The following is a 24771-nucleotide window of genomic DNA, read 5'->3' as shown; positions in this document are numbered from 1 at the left end:
CAAACTATGATCAAAAATCTACTCTGCGCTGCACTGATCGTGCTGGGCGGGCATGTTTATGGACAAAATGCTTCCGACGAGCAGTATATCCGTGAAAACTATTCCAAAGCTGAATACGATATTCCCGTGAGGGACGGCGTGAAGCTCCATACGATCGTTTATACGCCCAAAGACGCTTCGGCCGAAAAGAAATACCCGTTCCTCATGCAGCGGACGTGTTACAGTGTGGCCCCCTACGGCGCCGATGCCTATCCGCCCCGGTTAGGCCCTAGTCAGGCGTTAATGCGCGATAAGTTTATATTTGTTTACCAGGACGTGCGCGGACGCTACCTGAGCGAGGGCACCTGGACGAACATGACACCGCATATCGATCAGAAAAAGGATAAGAACGATGTCGATGAAGCTTCGGATACCTACGACACGATCGAATGGCTTCTCAAAAATATCCCGAACAACAACGGCCGCGTGGGGCAATGGGGCATTTCGTATCCGGGCTTTTACACGACGGCCAGTGCATTGGCCGGCCACCCGGCATTGAAAGCCTCGTCGCCACAGGCACCCATCGCCGATTTCTTTTTTGACGATTTTCATCACAACGGCGTATTTACGCAGGGCTATTACCTGACGTTCCCTGTTTTCGGAATTAAACCGCCGAAACCTACTACCGCCTCGTGGTTCACCGGCGAGATGTTTACGCCCAGGCCGGATGGCTACACATTCAACCTTGAAATGGGTTCTTTGAAGAATTTTGATAAATACTATTCACAGAACTTTTACTGGCAGGAAACCGTCAATCACCCCAACAAAGATGAGTTCTGGAAAAAGCGTGATATCCTTCCGCATTTGAAAGGTGTAAAGCATGCTTTCATGACAGTGGGAGGCTGGTTTGACGCTGAGGACTTATATGGGCCTCTTAACACGTATAAAACGCTCGAAAAGAATAACCCTTCCATTTACAATACACTTGTCGTCGGACCGTTCGGGCATGGCCGTTGGAGCCGTGAAACCGGTCATACTTTGCACAATGATATTTACTTTGGCGATAGCATCGCGACTTTTTATCAAAATAATATCGAAGCGAAATTCTTTAAACATTTTTTGAAAGAGGCCGGCGACGGGAAGACCGGCCTGCCGGAAGCCTATTTGTTCGATACGGGTAAAAAAGAATGGAAGACGTTCGATAAATGGCCGACTGCCAACGCCGAAAAGCGCAAGCTGTTTTTTCACCCAAAAGGTAAGCTGGATTTCGAAGCGCCGAAGGAGGCAAAATCGGTGAGCGAATATGTGAGCGACCCGCTGAAACCGGTGCCCTACACGGCCAATTACAAGCAAATGTCGGGCTTTACACCGTTTGAATATATGTCGGAAGACCAGCGTTTTGCCGCAACACGGCCCGATGTGCTGGTTTTTGAAACTGATATCCTGACCGAAGACATCACGCTTGGCGGGGAAATCAATGCATTACTTAAATTCAGTACTACCGGCACTGACGCGGATTTCTTCGTGAAATTGATCGACGTGTATCCCGATGACGAGAAAAATCACCCTTATATGCCTGATCCCAAGGTGGTACTCGCTGGTTACCAGCAAATGGTCAGGAGCGAGGTAATGCGCGCCCGTTTTCGGAACAGCTTCGAAAAGCCGGAGCCCCTTGTGGCAGGTAAGATCACCGATTTGAAATTCCGCTTGCAGGATGTGCTACATACTTTCAAAAAGGGCCATCGCATCATGGTGCAGGTGCAGAGCACGGCATTCCCGCTGTTCGATAGAAACCCGCAAAAGTATGTCGAGAATATCTACAAGGCGCAGGATTCGGATTTTACTCCTGCTAGGCATACTATTTATCACCAGGCCGACGCTCCGAGTGCATTGGAGGTGGAAATTATTAAATAACGGCCGTTTTTATGGATTTAAAAATTTTTCTGATGAGTTTAATGACGGCATCGGCATTGTCGGGACAAGGCAATGCACAACAACTGAAATATCCCGAAACCCGCAGGCAGGAACATTACGATGAATACCACGGCGTGCAAGTCGCGGACCCTTACCGCTGGCTCGAAGACGACCGCTCGGTTGAAACGGCAGCCTGGGTGAAAGCCCAGAACGACGTTACGTTCGGCTACCTGAATGCGATCCCGTTTCGAAAAAAGATTTTCGACGACCTCGAAAAGGCCTATAATTATCCGAAATATTCGGCTCCGCGAAAAAAGGGCGATTATTTCTATTTCTATAAAAACGATGGTTTGCAAAACCAGGCGGTGTTGTATCGCCAGAAGGGGCTGGAAGGCACACCCGAAGTGGTGATCGATCCTAATAAGCTCTCGTCCGATGGAACAACCAGGCTTACTGTTTTCAGTTTGTCCGGAGATGGGGCCTATGCAGTGCTGGGTTTTTCCAAAGGCGGTTCCGACTGGCAAGAGTATCAGGTGATGCAAATGAACGACCTGTCCATGCTGGCCGACAAGGTGGAATGGGTAAAAGTGTCGGGAGCGGCCTGGCAGGGCGATGGATTTTATTACAGCCGCTATCCAAAACCGGACGGCAGTGCACTTGCCTCAAAAAATGAAAACCACCAGGTTTTTTTTCACCGCATAGGTACCTCGCAGGACCAGGACAAACTGGTATTCGAAGACAAGGCCAACCCGCAGCGTTTTCACACAGTGGGCACAACGGAGGACGAGCAATATGCCGTTCTCAGTGTGAGCGACCGGGGAAAAGGGAAGGATGGCAATGCGGTATGGGTACTAAAAAAGGCGACACGCAATTCGTGCCGGTCAGGGAGGAGATTACCGACTCGCGGTTCCGCATTATCGACAATATCGGTGCCGATTTCCTGATCGAAACCAATGACGAGGCGCCTAACGGAAAGGTCGTTCTCTTCAAAACAGCCGACCGGACCTGGCAAACCGTGTTACCGGAGCGCGAAGAGCCGCTTGAAAATGCGGAATTGGCGGGAGGGAAACTATTCGTCTCCTATATGAAGGACGTAGCCACGCGCACATACGTATACAACGCGCACGGGGCCTTAGAAAGCGAGATCGCATTACCTGGATTAGGCTCGGCAGCCGGTTTCAGCGGGGAGCGGAGCGATACTTTCGTATTTTATACATTTACCTCGTTCAATTATCCATCCACGATTTTCCGCTACGATATCGCTACCGGAAAGAGCAGTGTTTTCCGTGAGCCCGAAGTAACATTCAAGCCGTCGGACTACGAAACGAAGCAGGTATTTTATCCCAGCAAGGACGGTACGCATATCCCGGCATTTATTACTTACAAAAAAGGGTTGAAACTAGATGGGACGAACCCCACGATCCTCTATGGCTATGGCGGATTTAACGTCAGCTTGCCGCCTGCGTTTAGTCCTACCCGTATTCCGTTTCTCGATCAGGGCGGTGTGTATGTGCAGGCCAATCTGAGAGGAGGAAGCGAGTATGGCGAGAAGTGGCACGAGCAGGGTATGAAGCTGAAAAAGCAGAATGTGTTCGACGACTTCATTGCCGCAGCCGAATACCTTATCCGTGAAAAATACACTTCGCCGGAGCGGCTTGCCATTCAGGGTGGTTCCAATGGCGGTTTGCTCGTCGGTGCAGTGATGAACCAGCGCCCTGAACTTTTTAAAGCGGCGTTTCCCGCCGTGGGTGTCATGGATATGCTCCGGTTCCACAAATTCACCATCGGCTGGAACTGGATCGCCGACTACGGCAGTAGCGATAATGAGGAGGAATTCAAAGTTTTATACGGCTATTCCCCACTTCACAATATTAAAGAAGGCGGTCATTATCCGGCCACGATGATCACCACCGCCGACCACGACGACCGCGTTGTTCCCGCTCATTCATTCAAATATGCCGCCGAGTTGCAGGCAAAAGCGGGGAGTACTTCATCCAATCCATTATTGATCCGGATCGACACCAACTCCGGCCACGGCGCCAGTAATACCAAAAAAGCACTCGAAACCCAGGCGGATATTTATGCATTTCTTTTCCGCAATATGGGACTTACCTGGAAGTAATTAGCGAGTAGGGAGATACTACAATGTCAAGCTTTGATAATTTTTTGTAATCGGTGCATATTTTATTGTGCATTCGGTTACATTTGTATATATAGAACATTCTTACATTACCGGCAGCTCTGTGTTGCCAGTCCAGGCACCCGCTCAACGTTTCGAGGATTTACTGACCCTTTTTACGACGCTATGAAAAGATGTCTACTTGGGCTTGTTTGCCTTTTTATCTCCATTAATTTATTTGGCCAAACGCTGGAAAATGATCGTCTGGCGCTGATCGCGATCTATAACCGCATCACGGACATGTACACATACTACCCTGAGCTTTCCAATTGGGCGGTAAGGGGTAATGTTGGTGACAGTCCGTGCGGGTGGTATGGCGTCACCTGCGAAGGAGGGCGCGTAACGAAGCTGGAATTGTCACACCTGGGTATCAGAGGCGAACTCGCTCCCGAAGTAGGGAATTTAACAGCATTGACAACCCTTGATCTTTCCGGCGATGGCGTTGAACTGGGATGCTGGACAGGAGAGCTTCCAACTACCTTGGGAAATCTTACCAACCTGGAATACCTGTATTTGAGTGGAAACAGGTTTGGAATTGCCAATATGGCCGTAATTGGAAGTCTGACCAAGTTAAAAGGCTTATCGCTAACACCGCTTGGGCCGATACCGGCGGAGTTTGCAAACTTGGTCAATCTTGAGAAACTATATCTCGGTACTAATGAAGCCATAGGCAGCGGTGAGCCATCTCCATTCCCAGTTTTTCTGACTACGTTGAACAAATTGAAAGAATTAACCCTTGTTGCTCAGTTGGAAGGCGCACTGCCGCCCGAGATTGGTAACCTGTCAAACCTCGAAGTGCTTGAACTTGACCGAAATTTGGCCTTGACCGCCCCATTGCCGGCGGAGATTGGTAACCTGACAAAACTTAGGCGATTAAGTATAACGCAATACGATATTACAGGCCCTATGCTGTTTCCGTTGGAAAATCTCGTAAATCTTGAGGAACTGGAACTAAGGAGTTGCAATTTCACAGGAATACTACCCCCAGCGTTCGGCAATCTGACCAAATTACAAAAGATTGTGATCTCAGGCACCAAACTTGGTGGAGCCATTCCCGCCGGGATCAGCAACTTCGCTAATCTTACCCATCTGAATTTACAGTTTGGTTCCTTTAATGGTCCGATTCCCGACCTTTCCAACGTTCCTGTTTCGGGCTATGTGAATGTGGCGGACAATGCGTTTACGTTTGACGGCATGGAGTCTAATATTGGTCGACTGGATCAGTACACGAGACAGGCACCGATTGACGCCGCTATGGAAGGGCCAATGTGTGTTGGCTGTATTCCTGAAATTATGATACCCTATGCAGGAGGCACCGTTGCTAACAACACTTATGCGCTTTTTAAAAATAATGTGCTGATCAGCACAACAGTCGGTCAGAACTATCTCTACCTTGATGGAGAGGGGATCTATCGTGCCGAAGTAACGAACAGCCTGGTGCCCGGTCTGAAACTGGTTACAAAGAATTATACAGTAATAAAACTCCCAGTCACCCTCGTATCCTTCGAAGGCAAATCCGAAAACAATCAAACGAAACTCGTTTGGAAAACGACCGAAGAAACTAATAACAAAGGCTTCGAAATCGAACGCAGCACCGATGCGCGTACTTTCGAAACAATCGGTTTCGTGGACGGGAACGGCGATACGAAAGAAGTCAAGACTTACCATTATACAGATCCCGATCCGCTTGCAATTACTTATTACCGCTTGAAACAGCTCGACTACGATGGCAAATTTGAATATTCCAAAACGATCGTGGTAAGGGCGGATCGGACGAATGTCAACATTTACCCTAACCCCGCGCAGGAAGAACTAACTGTGGAGGGTGTTGTGACAAATGAGGCGGTTTCAATTTTTACCCAAACCGGGAAAGCGGTGGTCGTCAATGCAAAACTATCTGGCGGGAAGCTCGATGTGAAAGATCTGAAAGAAGGTATTTACACCATCAAAATTGGTGATGTCGCAAAGAAATTACTAATAAAGCGATAAGCACAGTAAGGTTATTTTTGCATTTCGTGGTCTGAACTGTACAAAGATGGTTCAGACCATTTGTTTTATTCCGGAACTTTCAATTCTTACATTAATTCTCGAATTATTTCAACATGCAGGATACAACAGGACGGTGTCGATTGGTAAGTTTCCTAATCTTGCACATACGTTCAGAGTAGTATTAATCTGTTAAAATGCTTTCAGCAAAGAAGAATTTCTTACCTCAAAATCGATAAATAATCAGGAAACAAATATGAGCAGTTCTAAAGTAAGCCAGTACAGGTATGTAAGCTATTTATGGGATGAAGAGAAGGCCGCTTCCCTGGGTGATGATCAGGTTGCACTTCTTCTGTACCGTTCAAATCTGTTGGGTGCCGATCTTCGCCTGACCAACTATGCTGGTGGAAACACGAGCTGTAAAACCATCGAAAAAGACCCGCTGACGGGCAATCCTGTCGAGGTAATGTGGATCAAAGGCTCGGGGGGGCGATATTGGTACTTTAACAAGAAGCGGTCTGGCTGGTCTGTACGTCGATCGCCTGCATAGCCTGAAAAACATTTACCGCGGACTGGAGTTTGAAGATGAAATGGTGGATCTTTTCAACCATTGTATTTACGACCTGAAATCGAAGGCCCCGTCTATCGACACGCCACTGCACGGCTTGCTGCCTTTCAAACATATCGACCACCTGCACCCCGATGCACTGATCGCGATTGCTGCGTCCAAGGAAGGTGAAGCCATTACGAAGGAGCTGTTCAACGGAGAACTGGCGTGGGTACCATGGCAACGTCCCGGTTTCGACCTTGGCCTGAAACTGGAAAAGGCATTGAACGACAATCCAGGCATCCGCGGTATTGTGCTTGGCGGGCACGGACTATTTACTTGGGGTGACACTGCTTACGAATCGTATATCAACACGCTCGATACGATCGAAAGAGCGTCGGAATACCTGGCTGAGAATTATGGCAAGAAACGCCCCGTTTTCGGCGGCGCGCGTATCGAGAGCGAGCCTAAAGAGCGTCGTGCGGCGATAGCGGGCAAGCTTGCACCTTACCTGCGCGGATTGGCTTCCGAAAAGCAAGCGATGATAGGTCATTTCACCGACGACGAGCGCGTGCTCGAATTTATCGCGAGCAATGATCTGGATAAACTGGCGCCGCTCGGTACCAGCTGCCCTGACCACTTCCTCCGTACCAAAATCCGTCCGTTGGTACTGGATTTACCATTCGAGAAGCTGGAAGCGACCGACGAGGAGATCCTCGATCATATCCGTCCGCAGTTCGAAGCCTACCGCGCCGATTATATTGCCTATTACGAGCGTTGCAAACACGCCAACAGTCCCGCGGTGCGTGACCCGAACCCGGTGATCATCCTTTTACCCGGCGTTGGTATGTTCTCGTTTGCAAAGGATAAGCAAACTGCGCGCGTCGCCGCCGAGTTTTATATCAATGCGATCAACGTTATGAAAGGCGCGGAAGCGATTTCTTCCTACGTTTCATTGCCCGAGCAGGAAGCATTCGATATCGAGTACTGGCTGCTGGAAGAAGCGAAATTACAACGTATGCCGAAGGAAAAATCGGTATCGCGCAAAGTGGCATTCGTGACGGGCGGTTCAGGCGGTATCGGTAAGGCTATCGCTCAGAAGTTGTTGCAGGAAGGAGCTTGCGTCGTGATTTCAGACATCGACGAAAAAGCACTGGCAGAAACCAAGGCTGAATTCGACGCGAAATTCGGGAAAGACTTTTCAGACACCACCGTAGCGAACGTGCTCGACGACGAGGCAATCAAGGCGGCTTTGCACGCTACCAAATTGAAATACGGCGGTGTGGATATCGTGGTAAACTGCGCAGGGTTGTCGATTTCGAAGCCATTGGCCGAAACGACTATTAAAGACTGGGATATTTTGCAGGATGTACTCGTAAAAGGCCAGTTCCTGGTATCGCAGGAGTCGGTGGCGATTATGCGCCAACAAGGCCTGGGAGGTGACATTATTAACATCGCGAGCAAGAACGGTATCGTTTCGGGGCCGAATAATGTGGCTTACGGAACAGCAAAGGCCGCTCAGCAACATATGTCACGCCTGCTGGCTGCCGAGCTCGGCCCGGACAAGATCCGCGTAAACGTGGTGAATCCCGACGCGGTAATCGCCGGAAGTAAAATATGGGAAAGCGGCTGGGCTGCCGGACGTGCGAAGGCCTACGGCATCAAAGTAGAAGAATTGCCTGCTTATTATGCAAAAAGAACCGTACTGAATGCCGAGATCCACACGGAAGACATTGCAAACGGCGTATATATTTTCGTAAGCGGCTTGCTCAACAAGAGCACCGGGAATGTGATCAACGTCGACGGCGGTGTTCCTGCGGCGTTCCTGAGATAATCAATCCAATCACAAGCATTGCCGGGCCCCGAAACCCGGCAATGCTTTTTTCCGTACTATCCAGATGAAAATTGAACAATATCAGATAGACCAGCATAACGACAGCCTGTTTTCGCGGCATAATAATCAGTTCATTTTCCTGCAAGAGCAGCTGGGCGAGCAGGGGATCAATGCCAAGGAAATCGTAAGGGCGCTCGAAGCATTTCAGGTGGCGATCCCAAGTTGGGCATTAGGTACCGGCGGAACGCGTTTCGGACGTTTCTCGGGGGTAGGAGAGCCCCGCTCGCTGGAAGAAAAAATCGAGGACGTAGGTTTGCTGCATGCGTTAAACCGTTCAAGCGGCTCGATCTCCCTGCATATTCCCTGGGATATTCCCGGCGAAGCGCAGCCGATCATCGATCTGGCGACGTCGCTGGGCCTGAAATTCGATGCGGTTAACTCCAATACATTTCAGGACCAGAAGGATCAGGAGCTTTCGTATAAATTCGGATCATTGTCGCATGTGGACGCGAAAGTGCGCAAGCAGGCGGTGGAGCATAATATCGAAGTGATCAAACACGGTGTGAACCTCGGCTCAAAAGCGCTGTCGATCTGGCTTTCGGACGGCTCCTGCTTCCCCGGCCAGTCGAATTTTGTGAAGGCATTCCAGAATACGCTTGAATCGTTGCAGGAAATTTACGCCGCATTGCCGGACGACTGGAAAGTTTATGTCGAATACAAAGCCTACGAACCTAATTTCTATTCGACCGTGATCCAGGACTGGGGCAGTTCGTTGCTGTTTTGCCAGAAGCTAGGGCCAAAAGCGGATGTGCTGGTGGATTTGGGCCATCATTTACCGAATGCGAATATCGAACAAATTGTGGCGACACTGATGATGGAAGGCCGCCTGGCGGGTTTCCATTTCAACGACTCCAAATATGGCGACGACGACCTCACCGTAGGCGCCATTCGCCCCTACCAGCTGTTCCTGATCTTCGTGGAACTGGTTGAAGGAATGCAGCGCGCCCGTCGGGCGAGCGATACTTACGCCTGGATGATCGACGCGAGCCACAATGTGAAAGACCCGTTGGAAGATTTGCTCCAATCGGTAGAAGCGATATTGCTGGCTTATGCGCAGGCACTGCTCGTCGACCGAAAGAAACTGGAAGAGGCCCGCAGTGAAAACGACGTGGTACTGGCCCAGCAAATCCTTCAAAACGCCTTCCGTACAGACGTACGCCCGCTGGTACGCGAGGCCATGCGCCTGAACGGCGGCTCGCTCGACCCGATCGGTCTGTACCGTCATTTGGGCGTTCGTAATGAATTGCTTAACGAACGTGGTAAGCTGACCGTAGCGACAGGGCTTTAAGCACTGTCACGCTGAGCGGAGTCGAAGCGAATGTGCGATGTTGCCGTACGGACTGTCTTCGACTTCGCTCAGACTGACATGTATCAAATCAAAGCGATTTCCGCCGGATCAACGTAAACGGATTTTTGACGAGCGCCCTTTTCCCTTCCTTAATGATTTCCGCTGCCGTTTTTCCCATCTGCTCGTGATCGGTGGAAATGGTGGTAATGCCGTCGAGCAGGATTTCTTTCAGCGGCGTTTCGTTGTAGGAGATAATGCCGACATCTTTTCCGACGGCTAGTTGCTGCTCCTTGCATTTCTTGATCAGATTCACCAGGTCGTTTTCTTCGATAACGACGTAAGCGGTATCCTTCACGGCCACGCCGTTTTCATGAAAATCGTACATGATCTCGTGCTCGAACTCGTGCTGAATGCAGAAAATCCGGAAGCCCTTGATGATTTCCTTCGGATAGCGGATCATGGTCGGGAATATGAGAATCAGCTTCTTGTAAACTTTTAACAGGTCAACAGCCTCATTGAGGGCATATACAATGTCCTTCTCGAAGTTCTGGTAGACCGACGAATGCTTTTTGCTGTTGAATTCGATGTCCTTATCGAGCAATATCAGTTTCTCGGGCGGGATCATTTTCAGCGTTTCAATGGCCTCTTCCGTTTTTTCGTAGAAATGCGGCATGATCACATAGTAGTCGTATTCGCCCAGGCTGTTCTTGATCAGATTTTTGAAGATATTGGTATTGGAATGGTGAATATGCAGGTCGACACTCACATTACGGCCGATATTCTCTACAAATGCATTGTAAACCTGCTTTTTATAATTACTTATTTTATTGAAAACCAGCAGAATACGGAGCGAAGTTTCAATGTCTACACGGTTGATGAAATAACCTTTTCCGCGCACGGAGATCAGCACGCCGTCCTTGATAAGGTGCTTGTAAGCCTTTTCAACAGTGTCACGGGAAAGCAGGTATTCTTCACTCAACTGGTTAATAGAAGGTATTTTATCGCCTCGTTTCAGTTTCCCTTTGCTAATCGCCTGTAACAGCGATTTGATGATCTGCATGTACTTGGGTGCACTTTCCTTGAACTCAATGTCGAATTGTATTTCCATTCAATACCGTGGGTTTGGGCAAGCTAAAAATAACATTTTTATCTGTTTTCAAAGCGTAAATCGAAAGTATTGATAAACAAAAACAACCCGGCGGAGAATACTACTATCCCGCCGGGTTGTTTTTGTGTTAAGGGTTGAAAATTATCTTGGTCCTCGGCCGCTGCGTTCGCTGGAACCACCGCCTCCGCGGTTACCGTTATCGCCGCCACGGCCCCCGCCATTATCGCCTCCCCGGTTGCCACGGTCGTTACCGCGCGGCTCGGGAGCGCTTCGTTCCTGGCGTTCCGTGCGGGGCGCAGGCTCAAATGAACGGTTGCTTCGCTCCATACGTTCGGGGCGTTCCACGTTCGGCCTTTCCATCCGTTCCGACCGGTTTATCCGTTCAGGACTGTTGCCAGGGAAGTCGCCACGGCTGCGTTCCGAGCGGTTAGGGGCCTCGTAACGGTCGTTCCGGCCGGGATTGGGCGCTTCAAAACGGTCATTACGGTTTTCGATAGGCGCCGTTTCGCGGTTGCGTTCCGAACGGCTATTGCCACGGTCTTCGAATGGGTTTCGCGAACCACGTCTTGAATTGTCACCCGGTTCGACGCGGTTGTCGTCGTTGCGGTTGCTTCTGTCGATACGGGGATTGGCATCGATTACACGACCGCCGCGGTCGTTCCGGACACCATAATCGTAGCGGTCGTTTCCGCGGTCGGCGATGATCACCCGTCCACGGCCTCTTGGGCTGGCGTCGATGGTGCGTACGGGTACGCTTCTGCGGGTTACGCGTTCGATTTCGTCGCGGCGCGGACCATATATATATGTACGGTTGTTGCTACGGTAATAATTATTGATCACAACCGTGTTGTTGTAGTAGTGCGACACGCGTCGTGGGGGAACGCAGTACGAATGCCAACGTGGGCTGGTAATGTAGCGTTGCGGTACGAACACCCACCAGAAGGACGGAATGTTGATCGATACGTTGATGCTAACGCCGGGGCCGAGCGGTGCCCAGCCGTAATAGCCGCCACCGGAACGCCAGTTAACCCAGGCAGGGCCCCATTCGTAATCTGGCACCCAGAACCAGCCGTAATAGTCATCGTACGACCAGCGGCCATAGTGGAACGGTGCCCATCCCCATTCATATTCCGAAACCCAGGTATTGCCATATTCGGTCACCTCCCAGTAGCCGGCGGTAGAATAGGGCTGGAAGCCGCGGGGAACGTCGGGGATCCATACCGAACCGTACTGTGGATTGCGCATCCATCGGCCGTAGGGGGCGAGCTCGTCGTAAAAAGTCTCAAATGTGATCCTGAAACCGGGCTGTGCCTGGGTTTTGTTTGAAACCGAAACACCTCCCAGCATTAAAATAAACAGGCCGAATATCCTTAGTGTACGCATGGTGTCCATGGCTTGATATGTTAAATTGTTTTCCTGTTGTTAAAAATCGGTTCTTGGACGTTACTTTTAGATGCTGGTTTAATGGTCTCGCCGGACATTAACACGTGTTAACAAAACTTTAAGAGAATGATCGATCCTGAAATCCTGCACTCCGAACTGGTTTTCCAGACGGCCCGGAGCGGTGGTAGCGGAGGGCAAAATGTGAATAAGGTCGAAACAAAGGTAGAACTGCGTTTTGATATTCCGAATTCGCAATTCCTGACCGGCGAGGACAAGCAAAAGCTAACCGAAAAATTATCCAACCGATTAACGAACGGTAAAGTGCTCGTATTATACCACCAGACCGAGCGCTCGCAGCTAGCCAACAAGGAGAAGGTCGTCGAGAAATTCGATAGGCTTATCCGTCAGGCGCTTACCGTTGAAAAGGACCGGAAAGCGACCAAGCCGACATTGGCTTCCAAGCTCGAAAGATTGAAGGCTAAGCAGCGCACGGCCGCCGTTAAATCAATGCGCCGCAAGCCTTTTGAAGAATAAACGAAAACACTTTTATGACCGCCGTCACTCCTGTCCAACCCAAACTCAGTGCCGTCCTCACTTTGCCCGTCATCGTAGCATCCCTCGGATATTTCGTGGATGTGTACGACCTGCTGCTATTCAATATCGTGCGCGTGCCGAGCTTGAAAGACCTCGGACTTTCGGAAGAGGAAATTTCGCAGATCGGTGCGAATATTTATAACTGGCAGCAGGCAGGGTTGCTGATCGGCGGTTTTTTATGGGGGATTTTAGGGGATAAACTCGGCCGCCGGTCGGTGCTTTTCGGTTCGATATTAACCTATTCCCTCGCGAATATCGCTTGCGGTTTTACCCAAAATATTGAAATATATTCAGTTCTGAGATTTATCGCGGGTTTCGGGCTGGCGGGCGAGCTGGGTGCAGGCATTACGCTGATCGCCGAAATCCTTCCCAGGGAATTGCGCGGTTACGGAGCGTCCGTAGTGGCAAGCGTGGGCCTCGCCGGGGCCATTGCGGCGTTCTTCGCCGTGAAGCTCACCGACTGGCGAATGGCCTATTTCATCGGCGGCGGAATGGGCCTGATCCTGCTAATCCTCCGTGTAAATGTGCTCGAATCCATTGTTTTTAATAAAAGCCTCGAAAAGCGCGGCTCAAAACCTGTACCGTGGTGGACGATTTTCACGAGCTGGTCGCGGTTTGTACGCTATATGCGGTGCATGGGAATCGGGCTGCCGACATACATGATCATCGGCATTTACTCGACATTCGGCAATGAGTTTGCCAAAGCGCTGGGCATTGCGGAGGAGGTTCAGGCGGGTACCTGCGTGTTATACACCTACATAGGCGTGGTCACAGGCGACTTTTTCAGCGGAGTGCTGAGCCAATGGCTGCGCTCGCGCAAAAAAGCCATTTTGTTAATGATGCTCATGACGCTCGCCGGTGTCGTCTGGCTGCTTTCGGGCGGTATCGACAACGCCGGTACATTGTATATCTGCTACGTTTGGCTCGGCTTTTCGATTGGTTACATTGCCATGTTCCTGACCACTACGGCCGAGCAATTCGGCACCAACCTCCGCGCTACGGTTACGACCTCTGTTGCCAACAATGTACGGGCTACCGTGCTGCTTACGCTGCCATTGTTCCAGTTCCTGAAAAAGGGTTCCGGTGTATTGCACTCGGGGGCCATTGTGGCGGCACTTTGCTTTTCGCTGGCATTGCTTTCGCTCTGGCGAATGGAGGAAACCTACGGCAAGGAGCTGGATTACGAAGAAGACTAATAGCTTATTCTCCCGCAGCTTTTCCGAATACCAGCTTATCGGGCGTGGGGTATTCCAGCAGTTTGGAAAAATCGACCTTCCAGAAATCGAGGTCGAGTAACCGGCCACTGGTATCCTGCGTTAATGTGATAACGACCGGCGTATCGTCGATATCCAGATACTCGGCCTGGATGAGGTCGCCGGCATAACCGTTCACATCACCGCCGAGACTGATGCTGCCCATTTTGCCACCCTCGTATTCGTCCACCATTTCATTGACCGGGTAATCGATGGGGTCGAGGTTTAGTTTTTCGAGGAGAAAATGGATCAGGTCGAGTTCTTCGCCGCGGATGGGTCTGATATTGCTCATGGTATTTGTTTCAACTGAAAGATAGGTTATCCTGCCGTTTTGCCGCGCCATTGCTCGGCTTTTTTGGCCACAAACCAGAAGGACAACGCCAGCAATGCAAAGAAAATCCCGGCATTGGTCCGGTCCCAGAAATATTCGAAATAGCGGGTATAAATATTCAGCAAAAAGAACACCAGGCAAAGATCGCGAAGCGTTTCCTGCCTGTATTGAAATGCATAATAAAGCATTCCGGCGAGGACGAGCGTGAAGCTCAATGCCCAAAACCAGAAATGGCTTTGTTTAAGCGCTTTCCAACCCTCGTAATCGGCATAGTTACCAAAAATCGAAAGCGTCCAGCCAGCAACCAGGAATAAAAACAATCCGACGGTGTAGGTGACATCATTCAAAAATGCCAGCGAACGGACCTGGCCTATCACCCATGACGACACCCAGACAGCCAGTCCGAATACCGTCATTCGGAGAGGGTAGTTCATCCCCAGGAAACGAAAACTGCCTCCCGACCAGTAATGCGTTTGTGCGCCCCACCAGCCGGCCAGCGCGACAATGGCCGTTACCCAAAGCAACGTCGACCGCAGGAATATCGCGACAACCCCGTAGGCAACGGATGCAAATAGCAGTGGTAATGCATAATTGCCGGGGCCGTCGAGCAGCCCGCGCGTCCAGTAGGTAATGGCAATCGCGACCGTCAGGATTATGGCGATATTGTAAACTTCGTTGCTGATTCCCGCGCCCTGCGTTTTACCAAGCCGCCGTTTGGCAAGATATACGAATAACGCTGCCACAAATGTGAACAGGATGCCGACGATGTTTTCCGAAAATCCCCACCGTTTGCGCAACAACTCGATCCATTTTTCATCCAGTACCAGCGCACCAAAGGCCAATAACCCGCAGGAAACGGCGGAAATCAATGCGTACACGGCAATTGCGTCCACATTCGCGTTTCTTACTTTGTAACTGCCGCGAAGTTCTGTTGCCAGTTCCCTGGAAATACGTGCCTCATCTTCCCAGGATTGAATCGCCCGGTTTACGATTTCGGCTTCTTTCTTGTCGAGTTCCATTCAGATTTTTTGTGTTGATGAAATTAAAATCGTGCCTGCCCGCCGTTGGTTGAATGCTTCGATTTTGTCATTGAAGATCACTATCAACTTGACATGAAAATGTGTCACGCGTGGGGAAGAGAAGGTTTTCAAATATATTCAAATCGCGATGATAACAATATACAAGAGCAAATTATCCATTAATCAAAATAAACCCCGGAATCTAAATCCCGGGGTTCCTTTATAGGTGTTGCGGTTACTTCTTCAATGTCGATAGGAACTCCACAACATCGCGGATTTCTCTTTTCGACATAATGTTCCCCATCGGCGGCATGCTCGACGGTACGTTTTCCCGCTTCGCAATGCGCGAGGTGGCGATTTTCAATGGCTCCGCTTCCGAAGTTTTCAATACGAGCTCGTGCTCGTTTTCCTGCGCCAGAATGCCCGCTGCGGAAGTGCCGTCTTTTAATGTCAGCATCACCATTCCGAAGCCGGGTGACAGGCGCGCGCTTGGCTCGATAAGTGCCTGAAGAATTTGCTCGCGCGTGAGGATATTGCCGATGTTCGAAAGGTTCGGTCCCACTTCTCCGCCCTGCCCGCCGATCGAATGGCAACGCACACACTCGGCAGCGGAGCTGGTCATGAAATAGCGACGGCCCGCCTGGGCGTTCCCGCCGAACAACGCATCCTGATAGTCGGCAACGGTGTTGCCTTGCTTGCGCAGGGGGGCAATTTTAGCGATTAACGTGCTCGATTTGGTAGAATCGACCGCCTCGCCCAGGTCAAGCAGCAGGTTTTGCGGCAGTTTGTTCTCCGCCATTTTGCCGATCAGGCCGGTGAAAATGGTTTCGGTTTTCGCTACCGGCAGGCTTCCCAGCACTTTCAGGATCTGCTGCTGTTCACGGACGCTGCCTTTTTCGAAAATAGTGTTGGAAATATCAGCCAACGCTTCTTTCGACATATTCACGCTTCCTACCATGCTCAATGCTGCCGTCCGCACATCGGCGTCGGAGTCGCTCATACCTTTCTTCATGACAGTTTCCATGTCCGTATATTTCAGGTCGTTCAGTGCTACCAGCATGGCAGCGCGCACTTTGGGATCTTTACTGTCGTTGAGGATTTGGGCCAATGCGGCATTGTTATCGCTCACATTAAGATTCGTCAGCATTTTTGCGGTGGCGATCAGAATTTCCGGTTCGTTCTCCTGTAAAAGATCTGCAACCATAGGCTTGATCTTCGCTTTCACACCAGCCGGGTCGCGCTCGATCGGCCCGCGATAACGGCCATCCACACGGTCGGTTACCGAAGGACTGGCCCAGGTTCCCAGCGTCGCCAACGCTTCCGCCCGCATCTCAGTGTTTACGTCTTTTCGTTTTGTAAATGCGATCAGGTCGTCCAGCTGAGGCTCACCACCCACGCGCAGCGCGGCGTTGATCGAGCGGCGCAGCAATGGCTCGGAAGTAAAGCGCGTTTCGTTCAATACGGAAGCCAGTGCAGGCAATGCGGCCGGGATCGAGAGGTCGTCGTTGATACCACGGGCGGCTTCCGTCACAATGTATTCGTCCTTGTCTTTCAGGAATACGGCGATCTGCTCGTTCCGCATGCGGCGCAGCACCAGTACACCGGCAATACGCAGCGATTTTTCGGGGCTGTCGGCCAGCGCAACGATAGGGCCGACTTCGCCTATGCGCGAAAGCGCGAGTACGCCCGCGTGGCGGATATACACGTCCTCGTCGTTATTCGCTTTGATCATATCGAGCAAAGGCTGTATGGCATTCTTGTCGCGGATACGGCCGAGCGCCTGGGCGGCGAAGAATTGAGCACGCGGGTTTTTGCTTTTCAGCATCGGGATCAGCATCGGGCCGGCTTCCGCGATTTTGGCATCACCAAGCACTTTAGCAGCCTGCACGGCGATTTCTTCGTCCGAATCTTTGAGCAACGTCATCAGCACATTGGCATAAGACTTATCCTGGCGCGCCAGTTGCCCTATTCCCCAGATTCCGTGAATGCGGCCGAACCGGTTGTTTTTTTGTTCGATGGCTTTGTTTAGCACCGCAGCGCCTTTTGCGCCTCTCGAAGCCAGTTCGAACTGCGCTTTCTGGCGAATACGCATGTCTTCATAGGAAAGCAATGGCAGCAATGCATCGTCGGATTGTTTGGTATAATCCAATTGCATCAAACGCTTGGTTTCCGCGCGGACGGCTTTCAGGTCGTTTTTCTCGTCGGTAACGTCGAGTTTCCACACGCGGCCATAGTTTTTGGTATCCCAACCGTTGATCCAGTCGGCAACGTACAATGCGCCATCCGGGCCGAAACGGATACCGGTAGGCAAGATACCCGTAAGGATGTTTTTCTCGCCATCCAGCACGAATGAAGCGCCTTTTGGTTTCAAGCCAAACGACCAAATCGGCGAACGGGCCGGGTTACCTACAAATTCGACGAGGAAGAATTTGTTTTTCCACTCCTTACCCAATGCCGTTCCGGGGTTGTATTGCATACCGGTAGGACCATTGTGGTAGTTTTGAATAGGAGGAATAATGTATGCAGCCTGACCGTCCCAGCGCGGTTTGAAGAGCTTTTCGTCCATCCAAACCTTGTAACTGTTGTTTTTTGGGTCGGTGTATTTGCCGTACTGCCAGTTGGAGCGCCAGCCGGCGTCGGAGCCTTCCACCACGTGCACCAGACGCTCGCTTTCGCCGGGATGGTCACCATCGTTGTCCGAACTGATCAGGTTACCATATTCATCGAACACAAACTCGTGCGTATTGCGCAGACCGTGCGCGAACACCTCGAAATCGCTGCCATCGGGGTTCGAGCGGGCGATGATCCCCGAGTTGGGGTGCTCATGTTTTACCCCGTCCGCGGTAGTAATGTTGGCCCCGATATCCCCGATGTTCCAGTAAATCTTGCCGTCGGGGCCTTCGATCGGGTTCGACATGCCGTGCCCGCTGAAACCGATATGCACCCCGTAACCATGGCTGATCGACGTTTTTTCATCCAGCACGCCGTCTCCGTTGGTATCCCTCAAACGCCACACATCCGGCGCGATCGTCACGAAAATGTCTTTCGCGCGTACGAGCAAGCCGCCGGCTACGTCAGAAACTTCGTCGAAGAAATCGTCGAGGATGCGCATCGATACGTCGGCGATACCGTCGTTATCGGTGTCTTCGATACGCCAAACCTCGTCTTTCTCCACGGCGAGGTCTTTCCAGTCGTGGGAGCCGTCGCCGTTGAGGTCCTTCAACCAGCTGTTTTCCTTGCTTTTTTCGGGCGCAAAAGTCTTGTGCAGGAATTTTCGCCGGTCTTCCACCGTCTGCAATGCGATGGATTCGGTAATCCAGTTGCGGTGGCCGCGGATATCGAATTCGGAGTTTTTCTGGCGGTTCGTTCTGTTCAGGTACACGCGCCCGGCGTCGTCCATCGCGATTGCAACGGGGTCAGGAGCGAGCGAATCGGAGGCCCAAAGGTCGAGTTTAAGGCCATCGGCCAGTTTAACGACCGTTTTTTCGCGTATTTCTTTGGCTCTTGCTTTGCCGGTGGCAGGGTCTTCTTTCACCACCATTTTCGTGCTGTTCGTTTTCAGCACCGGCCCCGAAGCCATTGGCGCTATTTTCATACACGACACTACCGCCACCGTGGTAGCCGCCATCAGGGTCAGAGGTGTTTTGAGATTTTTTTTGGAGATCATTGAGGACGTTGCTTAATGCAGATTATTCAGGTTCAGTTTATAAACCGGGTACAAAGGAATTAAAAATGGAGCGAATAATTGCTTTTACCACCTCGAAAGAATGCAGATATACCTTGGAAAGGTGATTATTTGGCAATTTGATCGACAGCAATTCACCCACCGAAATTTCAAAATCTTCCATCACCGGATATGCCGAACAAATGTCCTGTTCTGTGCAGATTTTGACATTTTTTGAAGAATAAACGTACTACCTCGTTGTCGGGATAAATGTGCCAAACGACTTTGACGGACGAACTAAAGTATTCAGCCAGTTTTTCTTCGACTTTTTCGGCGTCGTCGGTCGGTGAGATTACTTCTATGAGAAATTCGGGAATGGGCTCTTCGTCGGATTTGGCAGAGGCGTCGATTTGTTTACCGGAGAAAAGGGCCAAATCCGGCCGGCACATTTGAATGCCGCTGAGCATGATGTCCTAATCAGCGCGCCGCCTTTGGAAAATGCAGTTGTACCGAAGAACAATTGTTGCAGTCTTCTGATGATGAAGAGGTGTTTTTTCTTCACTTTCCCGAATCTGATTATTTTGCCGTCGTGCCATTCATATTTGAATCCATCGACGGGCTCCCACCGAATGAATTCATCCAGCGTGCGGGGCAAAACCGAAGATGTGGAACGCGGTATCATAGTTTTGAGTATCAGCTATTGTGCTTGCTATTCAGTACAAAGACTATTCCAAATTACTAAATCAAGACTTCACGATCAAAACAACTCCAACTGCCCGTTCCAGCCTTTTGGCTTTGGTACCTTGCCTTTCACGGTACGGCCTTCGTATTTCCAGGAAGTATCCCGTTCGTGCTGGACGATGTCGTTGAAGCGGTTATTGGGCTGGAAATCCTTTTCGAGCTGCGCAGACACTTTTGAGAGGTTTTTCAAAGCATCGGATTTGTCCTTATTGCCCATTTTGGCAAGTTGAATAGCCCGGTCGAGGGTGAGGATGGATTCGTCGTACACGGTAATGGGCACCGGAAATGGGTGGCCGTCCTTGCCGCCGTGTGCGAACGAGAAGCGGGCAGGGTCGCTGAAACGCGACGGCGTGCCGTGGATGATCTCGCTCACGAGCGTGAGCGACTGGATCGTGCGCGGTCCTACGCCTTCGAGCATCAGCAGCGACTCCATATTGTCGACCGGATTGTCGTGCGCCAATGCGAGTACGGCGCCGAGGCGTTTCAGGTTAACGTCTTCGGCGCGGACGTCGTGGTGATCGGGCATGACGAGCTTCGAAACTTCCCGCATAACCTTATCGGGATTTTCCTTCGTAAGATTGAGAATACCCGAGCGGGTGGGGGCCGCGGCTTTGGCGGTAAGGTTCAGAATATCGCCGTGATTTTGACCATAAATGAATGTATGGGGCTCTTCAATGAACGACCGGACGCTCGGGGAATGCCAGTGATAGCGACGTGCAAGCCGGTCGTCGGTGTTCATACCCTGCTGGATTACCGCCCAATCGCCTTCTCTGGATAGAACGAATGAATGCAGGTACAACTGAAAACCGTCCTGAATGGCCGTATTATCGACCTTAGCGGAGAGCTTGCTGTGATGTACGAGCAGGTTGCCGTCCAGGCCTGTTTTATCCGCAATGGCCAGCAACTCCGCAGGGGTTTGCCTCGAATATTTACCCCGGCCGCCGCATATGTAAATGCCCAGCTCCGATGATCTTCGGTTCACCGATTGCTTCAACGCACCCATGACCGAAGTGGTAATGCCCGACGAATGCCAGTCCATTCCCAGCACACAACCCAGCGACTGAAACCAGAACGGATCGCTCATTTTTTGGAGGAATGCGTCGCGCCCGTATTCCATCACGATCGCCTCTACGATGGCGCCGCCGAGCGCGCTCATACGTTGCGCGAGCCAGACGGGCACTTTCCCGTAATGCAGGGGTAAATCGGCATGACCACTTTTCATAAGATACTCAATTTACGAAAATTCGGGGTAGTAACGGGTAACCGGACATGCATTAATGGCAGGCGTGGTTTCTCAATGGTACAATTTTTTGCTAAAATGCAGCTTTAAAACGCATTTTCATCTCAAAACTGATCCGCCGGCCTCCATGGTTTTACAGGTTATCATTACCCTTGTACTCGTTCTGCTGAATGGGTTTTTCGTCGCTGCCGAGTTCGCAATAGTTAAAATCCGCGCTTCGCAGCTCGAACAGAAGGCTCAGGAGGGAAACCGGATGGCCATTCTTTCCAAACAAATTGTGTCTAATCTTGATGGCTATCTGGCTGCTACCCAGTTTGGTATCACGCTCGCGAGCCTTGGATTGGGTTGGATAGGGGAGCCGGTCGTTTCGAAAATGATCATTGGCGCAATGGACCTGGTAGGCCTTTCCATTGATCCGGAAGTGGCGCACCACATCGCGTTACCTACCGCATTCGCCATTATCACCGTTCTGCATATTGTTTTTGGCGAGCTCGCTCCCAAGTCGATCGCGATTCAGCGGCCGGAGTCGACGACCTTGGCTTTGTCCTATCCGCTGCATGGTTTTTTCCTGATATTCAGGCCGGTGGTGTGGCTGCTGAATGGAATCGCGAATGTGATTCTGAAAGGAGTCGGGATCACACCGTCGCATGGCAGCGAGGTGCATAGCAGCGACGAACTGCGCTATCTGGTTCAACAGCAGAAGGAAAGCGGGATGATCGAAGCGGCGGATTATGACCTGATCAAAAATGCCTTCGATTTCTCGGAACGGGTCGCGCGGCAGATTATGATCCCCCGGCCTCAGGTAGTGGGGATCGACGTGAACGATTTCCCTGAAGCCAAACTCGAAAAAATTATAGAAGAAGGCTATTCCAGGATGCCGGTTTACGAAGATACGCTGGACCAGGTGATCGGTGTTTTGCATTTGAAAGACTTGCTGCTTAAAATGCGGCAAGGTAAGGAGATCGTGCTGCGCGAGCTGATAAGGCCGGTCGCTACGGTGCACGGCTCAAAACCAATCGGAGCATTGTTGCGTGAGTTCCAGGTGAACCGCCAGCAAATGGCCGTGATCGTCGACGAGTACGGCGGCGTGGACGGCATTGTGACAATGGAAGACATTCTGGAAGAATTGGTTGGGGAGATCCAGGACGAATACGATAATGAGGCCCCGATCGTTAAAAACGAAGCCGACAATACCTATACCGTGCAGGGCGCGGCATCCATCGCCGACCTGAACGACAGGCTGCCGCACGACATTACCAAGCGCCCCGACTACGAGACGCTAGCCGGTTACCTGATCTGGAAATGCGGCCGGATTCCGGCGGTGGGCGAGAAGGTCAGAACGAAACATTATGAGTTTACTGTGCTTAAAAAACAGCGGAGTACGATTTCCCAGGTGAAGATTGCGGTTTTGGAAGGTTAGGTGTTGGCGTGGTGGTTAGGAGGTGTGGTCAGGAGTAGTCAGGTATGGTCAAGCGTAGTTAGTTGTAGTCAGGTGGTCAAGTTTGGTGAGGTGTGTAGTCAGGTGTTGTCGGGTATAGTTGGTTTTGGTTGAGTATGAACGAGTGCTGTCTTATGTTCGAGGGATTTGGTAAATATGCTAATGGCCTGCTTGCTGTCGGTGTGATGATGGTGCTGGTGGGTTGTGCGCGCAGGAGTGGCGGCACAATCGACGGGCATTCTCCCGCTTATGAACAAATCAGGCTCGACCCTGCCCATATGAACGACCTGGTTGTTCCGCAAACAATGCAGGGTGATTTTCTACCGAGGGCTTCGTCCTATTCCGTTATCATGAAATCCCAATATTTCGGGGCCTTTGATTTCCCTGCGGACAGCGTATCCTATTTTCTGAATGGAAAGCGCATTAAAAACAAGAAGAGGGCAGAAAAAGAGATAAAGGAAAATGCGGAGAGCGTGGAACGGGTGTCGATCGGCGAGGCCGGGCCCGATGGACGACGCGAAATTGAAATCGACTACAACCCGGTTTTGAAGAAAAATTAGGCTTCGTTATAAAGTTTCAAAACAGTCTGCCGCAACTTTTTGCCCGTATCACTTAATACAAAAGCGACGCCTTCGGCCAAATCGGCGGCGGGGACCCATTTGCTGAAATCGGAGCCGGGCATAGCGGTGCGGTTATCGGGCGTGTCGATAATGCTGGGAACGATTACGGTTGCCGTAATGTGCTTCGATTTCCCCTCGGCATTGATAAGATCGGCCATCTGGAAAATGAGCGTTTTCGAGAGTGTATAAGCGAAACTTCCGGTGCCCGTTTCGGGCGCGAGCGCAGGACGTGCTCCTATGAAGATGAACTGGCCGCCTCCGTTCGCTTTGAAGTGTTTCATCAGAGGCTTCACAACGTGAAATGCCGTTTTGAAATTCATCGTCAGCATTCGCTCGATGTCGGCGTCGGTAGTGTCGGCGAGTCGCCCCATGGCGAAACCGCCTGCGAGCAATATGCCGGCTTCGATCCGGCCGGCGCTGGCGATTGCTTTGGCTACGAACAGTTCGGCCTGCCCGGCATCGGCGAGGTCGGCGAGGTAGTTCGAAACGTGTGCATTGTCGGCATAAGCGTCCGTTTTGCCCTCACGGACGTTGATATGCAAGCCATAACCAAGCTCCGTTAGTTTTTTGACAACATCTTTACCGAGGTTTCCGGTGGCTCCGCTGACGATGACTTGTTTGGGCATGGTTATGGCTTTGGAATGCTTATTTGTTTAGAATATCAACCAGGAATTTACGGAATGGTTCAGCGAATTCCTTTCTTTTTAACGCGAATTCGACGGTTGTTTTGAGGTAATCCAGTTTATCGCCGATATCGTGGCGCTTGCCTTCGATATGGTGTGCAAAGATATTCTCACGCTTCAAAAGGAGCAACAGCGAGTCGGTGAGCTGGATTTCATTGTTTTTGCCCTTGGGCGTTTGCTCGATGGTATTGAAAATCTCCGGGGTGAGCACGTAACGACCGGCAATGGCAAGGTTAGACGGGGCTTTGTCGATCGCGGGTTTTTCGACGAGCGTGCTCAGTTCCAGAATCGAGTCGCTCAACGAGTTTCCGCCTACAATTCCGTAGCGGTTTACTTTATTCGCCGGGACTTCTTCCACGGCGATCACCGAGCCGCCGTATTGTTCGTAGGTGTCCATTAATTGCTGCGTTACCGGGATCACTGAATCCATGATAGTGTCGCCGAGCAGTACTGCAAACGGCTCGTTACCAACATGGTGGCGCGCGTAATAAATGGCGTCGCCAAGGCCATTAGCCTCTTTTTGGCGTACAAAATGCACATTGGCCATATCGGCCAGACGGCGCATTTCATTGAACCACAGTAAATCCTCCTTCTCTTCCAGACGGCTTTCAAGCTCCACATTCCGGTCGAAATGGTCTTCTATGGCGCGTTTGCCCTTTCCGGAAATGATCAGAATATCTTCGATACCCGAATCCACGGCTTCCTGTACCACATATTGAATGGTAGGAATGTCGATAATCGGGAGCATTTCTTTAGGCATCGATTTGGTTGCCGGCAGGAATCGGGTCCCCAGCCCGGCGGCAGGTATAACGGCTTTGCGAATCATTGTGAGTACTTCGGCTTTCGGCTTTCGGCCGTCGGCCTTTTTTGTGGTTAATTTCGGCTTTTAGCCTTTTTCTTAATAAATATG

Annotated in this window: 16 protein-coding genes and 2 pseudogenes; 9 read left to right on the top strand and 9 right to left on the bottom strand. The window is 51.0% G+C overall.

What is annotated here, in order from left to right; genetic code table 11:
• Window positions 1–6 precede the first annotated feature (6 nt).
• The 5 genes and pseudogenes from ABV298_RS09410 (at window position 7) to ABV298_RS09390 (ending at window position 9787) form a co-directional block, all read left to right on the top strand.
• Window positions 7–1893, top strand: coding sequence for a CocE/NonD family hydrolase (locus ABV298_RS09410; protein ID WP_353721880.1), 1887 nt, complete (start codon window positions 7–9; stop codon window positions 1891–1893).
• Window positions 1894–1925: 32 nt separating this feature from the next.
• Window positions 1926–4015: pseudogene (locus ABV298_RS09405) on the top strand (prolyl oligopeptidase family serine peptidase).
• Between the two features lie 183 nt (window positions 4016–4198).
• Window positions 4199–6061: a T9SS type A sorting domain-containing protein gene (locus ABV298_RS09400; protein WP_353721879.1), complete on the top strand. Its 1863-nt coding sequence runs from the start codon at window positions 4199–4201 to the stop codon at window positions 6059–6061.
• A 253-nt stretch (window positions 6062–6314) separates the two neighbouring features.
• Window positions 6315–8439: pseudogene (locus ABV298_RS09395) on the top strand (bifunctional aldolase/short-chain dehydrogenase).
• 64 nt (window positions 8440–8503) lie between these two features.
• The gene (locus ABV298_RS09390; protein WP_353721878.1) at window positions 8504–9787 is read left to right on the top strand and encodes a sugar isomerase; all 1284 of its coding nucleotides are present in this window, start codon (window positions 8504–8506) and stop codon (window positions 9785–9787) included.
• 88 nt (window positions 9788–9875) lie between these two features.
• Here the strand turns inward: ABV298_RS09390 and ABV298_RS09385 are convergent, their stop codons facing one another.
• Both ABV298_RS09385 and ABV298_RS09380 read right to left on the bottom strand, forming a co-directional pair.
• Window positions 9876–10895, bottom strand: coding sequence for a GntR family transcriptional regulator (locus ABV298_RS09385; protein WP_353721877.1), 1020 nt, complete (start codon window positions 10893–10895; stop codon window positions 9876–9878).
• Window positions 10896–11036: 141 nt separating this feature from the next.
• Window positions 11037–12287: a DUF6600 domain-containing protein gene (locus ABV298_RS09380; protein ID WP_353721876.1), complete on the bottom strand. Its 1251-nt coding sequence runs from the start codon at window positions 12285–12287 to the stop codon at window positions 11037–11039.
• A 117-nt stretch (window positions 12288–12404) separates the two neighbouring features.
• On the opposite strand from ABV298_RS09380, the gene arfB reads away from it, so the two are divergent.
• Together arfB and ABV298_RS09370 are read left to right on the top strand one after the other, a co-directional pair.
• On the top strand, window positions 12405–12812 hold the full coding sequence (gene arfB / locus ABV298_RS09375; RefSeq protein WP_353721875.1) for an alternative ribosome rescue aminoacyl-tRNA hydrolase ArfB: 408 nt from the start codon (window positions 12405–12407) through the stop codon (window positions 12810–12812).
• Window positions 12813–12826: 14 nt separating this feature from the next.
• Window positions 12827–14068: an MFS transporter gene (locus ABV298_RS09370; RefSeq protein WP_353721874.1), complete on the top strand. Its 1242-nt coding sequence runs from the start codon at window positions 12827–12829 to the stop codon at window positions 14066–14068.
• Window positions 14069–14072: 4 nt separating this feature from the next.
• On the opposite strand, the gene ABV298_RS09365 is transcribed toward ABV298_RS09370, so the two are convergent.
• The 5 genes from ABV298_RS09365 to ABV298_RS09345 all read right to left on the bottom strand — a co-directional run bounded on the left by ABV298_RS09365 (window position 14073) and on the right by ABV298_RS09345 (window position 21102).
• The gene (locus tag ABV298_RS09365) at window positions 14073–14417 is read right to left on the bottom strand and encodes a hypothetical protein (RefSeq protein ID WP_353721873.1); all 345 of its coding nucleotides are present in this window, start codon (window positions 14415–14417) and stop codon (window positions 14073–14075) included.
• A 26-nt stretch (window positions 14418–14443) separates the two neighbouring features.
• Window positions 14444–15475 (bottom strand): hypothetical protein, encoded by a 1032-nt coding sequence (locus ABV298_RS09360; RefSeq protein WP_353721872.1) that lies wholly within the window; start codon window positions 15473–15475, stop codon window positions 14444–14446.
• Between the two features lie 235 nt (window positions 15476–15710).
• Entirely contained in the window at window positions 15711–19142 is a 3432-nt protein-coding gene (locus ABV298_RS09355; protein ID WP_353721871.1) for a PVC-type heme-binding CxxCH protein, read from the bottom strand.
• 167 nt (window positions 19143–19309) lie between these two features.
• Complete coding sequence (locus ABV298_RS09350) at window positions 19310–19573, bottom strand: Uma2 family endonuclease (RefSeq protein WP_353721870.1); 264 nt, start codon at window positions 19571–19573, stop codon at window positions 19310–19312.
• A gap of 323 nt (window positions 19574–19896) precedes the next feature.
• Window positions 19897–21102 (bottom strand): DUF763 domain-containing protein, encoded by a 1206-nt coding sequence (locus ABV298_RS09345; RefSeq protein ID WP_353721869.1) that lies wholly within the window; start codon window positions 21100–21102, stop codon window positions 19897–19899.
• A gap of 145 nt (window positions 21103–21247) precedes the next feature.
• Between ABV298_RS09345 and ABV298_RS09340 the strand changes: the two genes are divergently transcribed.
• Both ABV298_RS09340 and ABV298_RS09335 read left to right on the top strand, forming a co-directional pair.
• Window positions 21248–22540 carry a hemolysin family protein gene (locus tag ABV298_RS09340; RefSeq protein ID WP_353721868.1) on the top strand — a complete coding sequence of 431 codons (1293 nt, stop codon included), beginning with the start codon at window positions 21248–21250 and terminating at the stop codon, window positions 22538–22540.
• Window positions 22541–22692: 152 nt separating this feature from the next.
• Entirely contained in the window at window positions 22693–23118 is a 426-nt protein-coding gene (locus tag ABV298_RS09335) for a hypothetical protein (protein ID WP_353721867.1), read from the top strand.
• On the opposite strand, the gene ABV298_RS09330 is transcribed toward ABV298_RS09335, so the two are convergent.
• Entirely contained in the window at window positions 23115–23804 is a 690-nt protein-coding gene (locus ABV298_RS09330) for an SDR family NAD(P)-dependent oxidoreductase (protein WP_353721866.1), read from the bottom strand. The genes ABV298_RS09335 and ABV298_RS09330 overlap by 4 nt on opposite strands.
• 19 nt (window positions 23805–23823) lie before the next feature.
• Entirely contained in the window at window positions 23824–24687 is an 864-nt protein-coding gene (galU, locus tag ABV298_RS09325) for a UTP--glucose-1-phosphate uridylyltransferase GalU (RefSeq protein ID WP_015814067.1), read from the bottom strand.
• Between the last annotated feature and the right edge of the window lie 84 nt (window positions 24688–24771).

It is taken from the genome of Dyadobacter sp. 676 (assembly GCF_040448675.1).
Classification (GTDB): Bacteria; Bacteroidota; Bacteroidia; order Cytophagales; family Spirosomataceae; genus Dyadobacter.
This window is presented reverse-complemented; position numbering and strand designations above follow the sequence as displayed.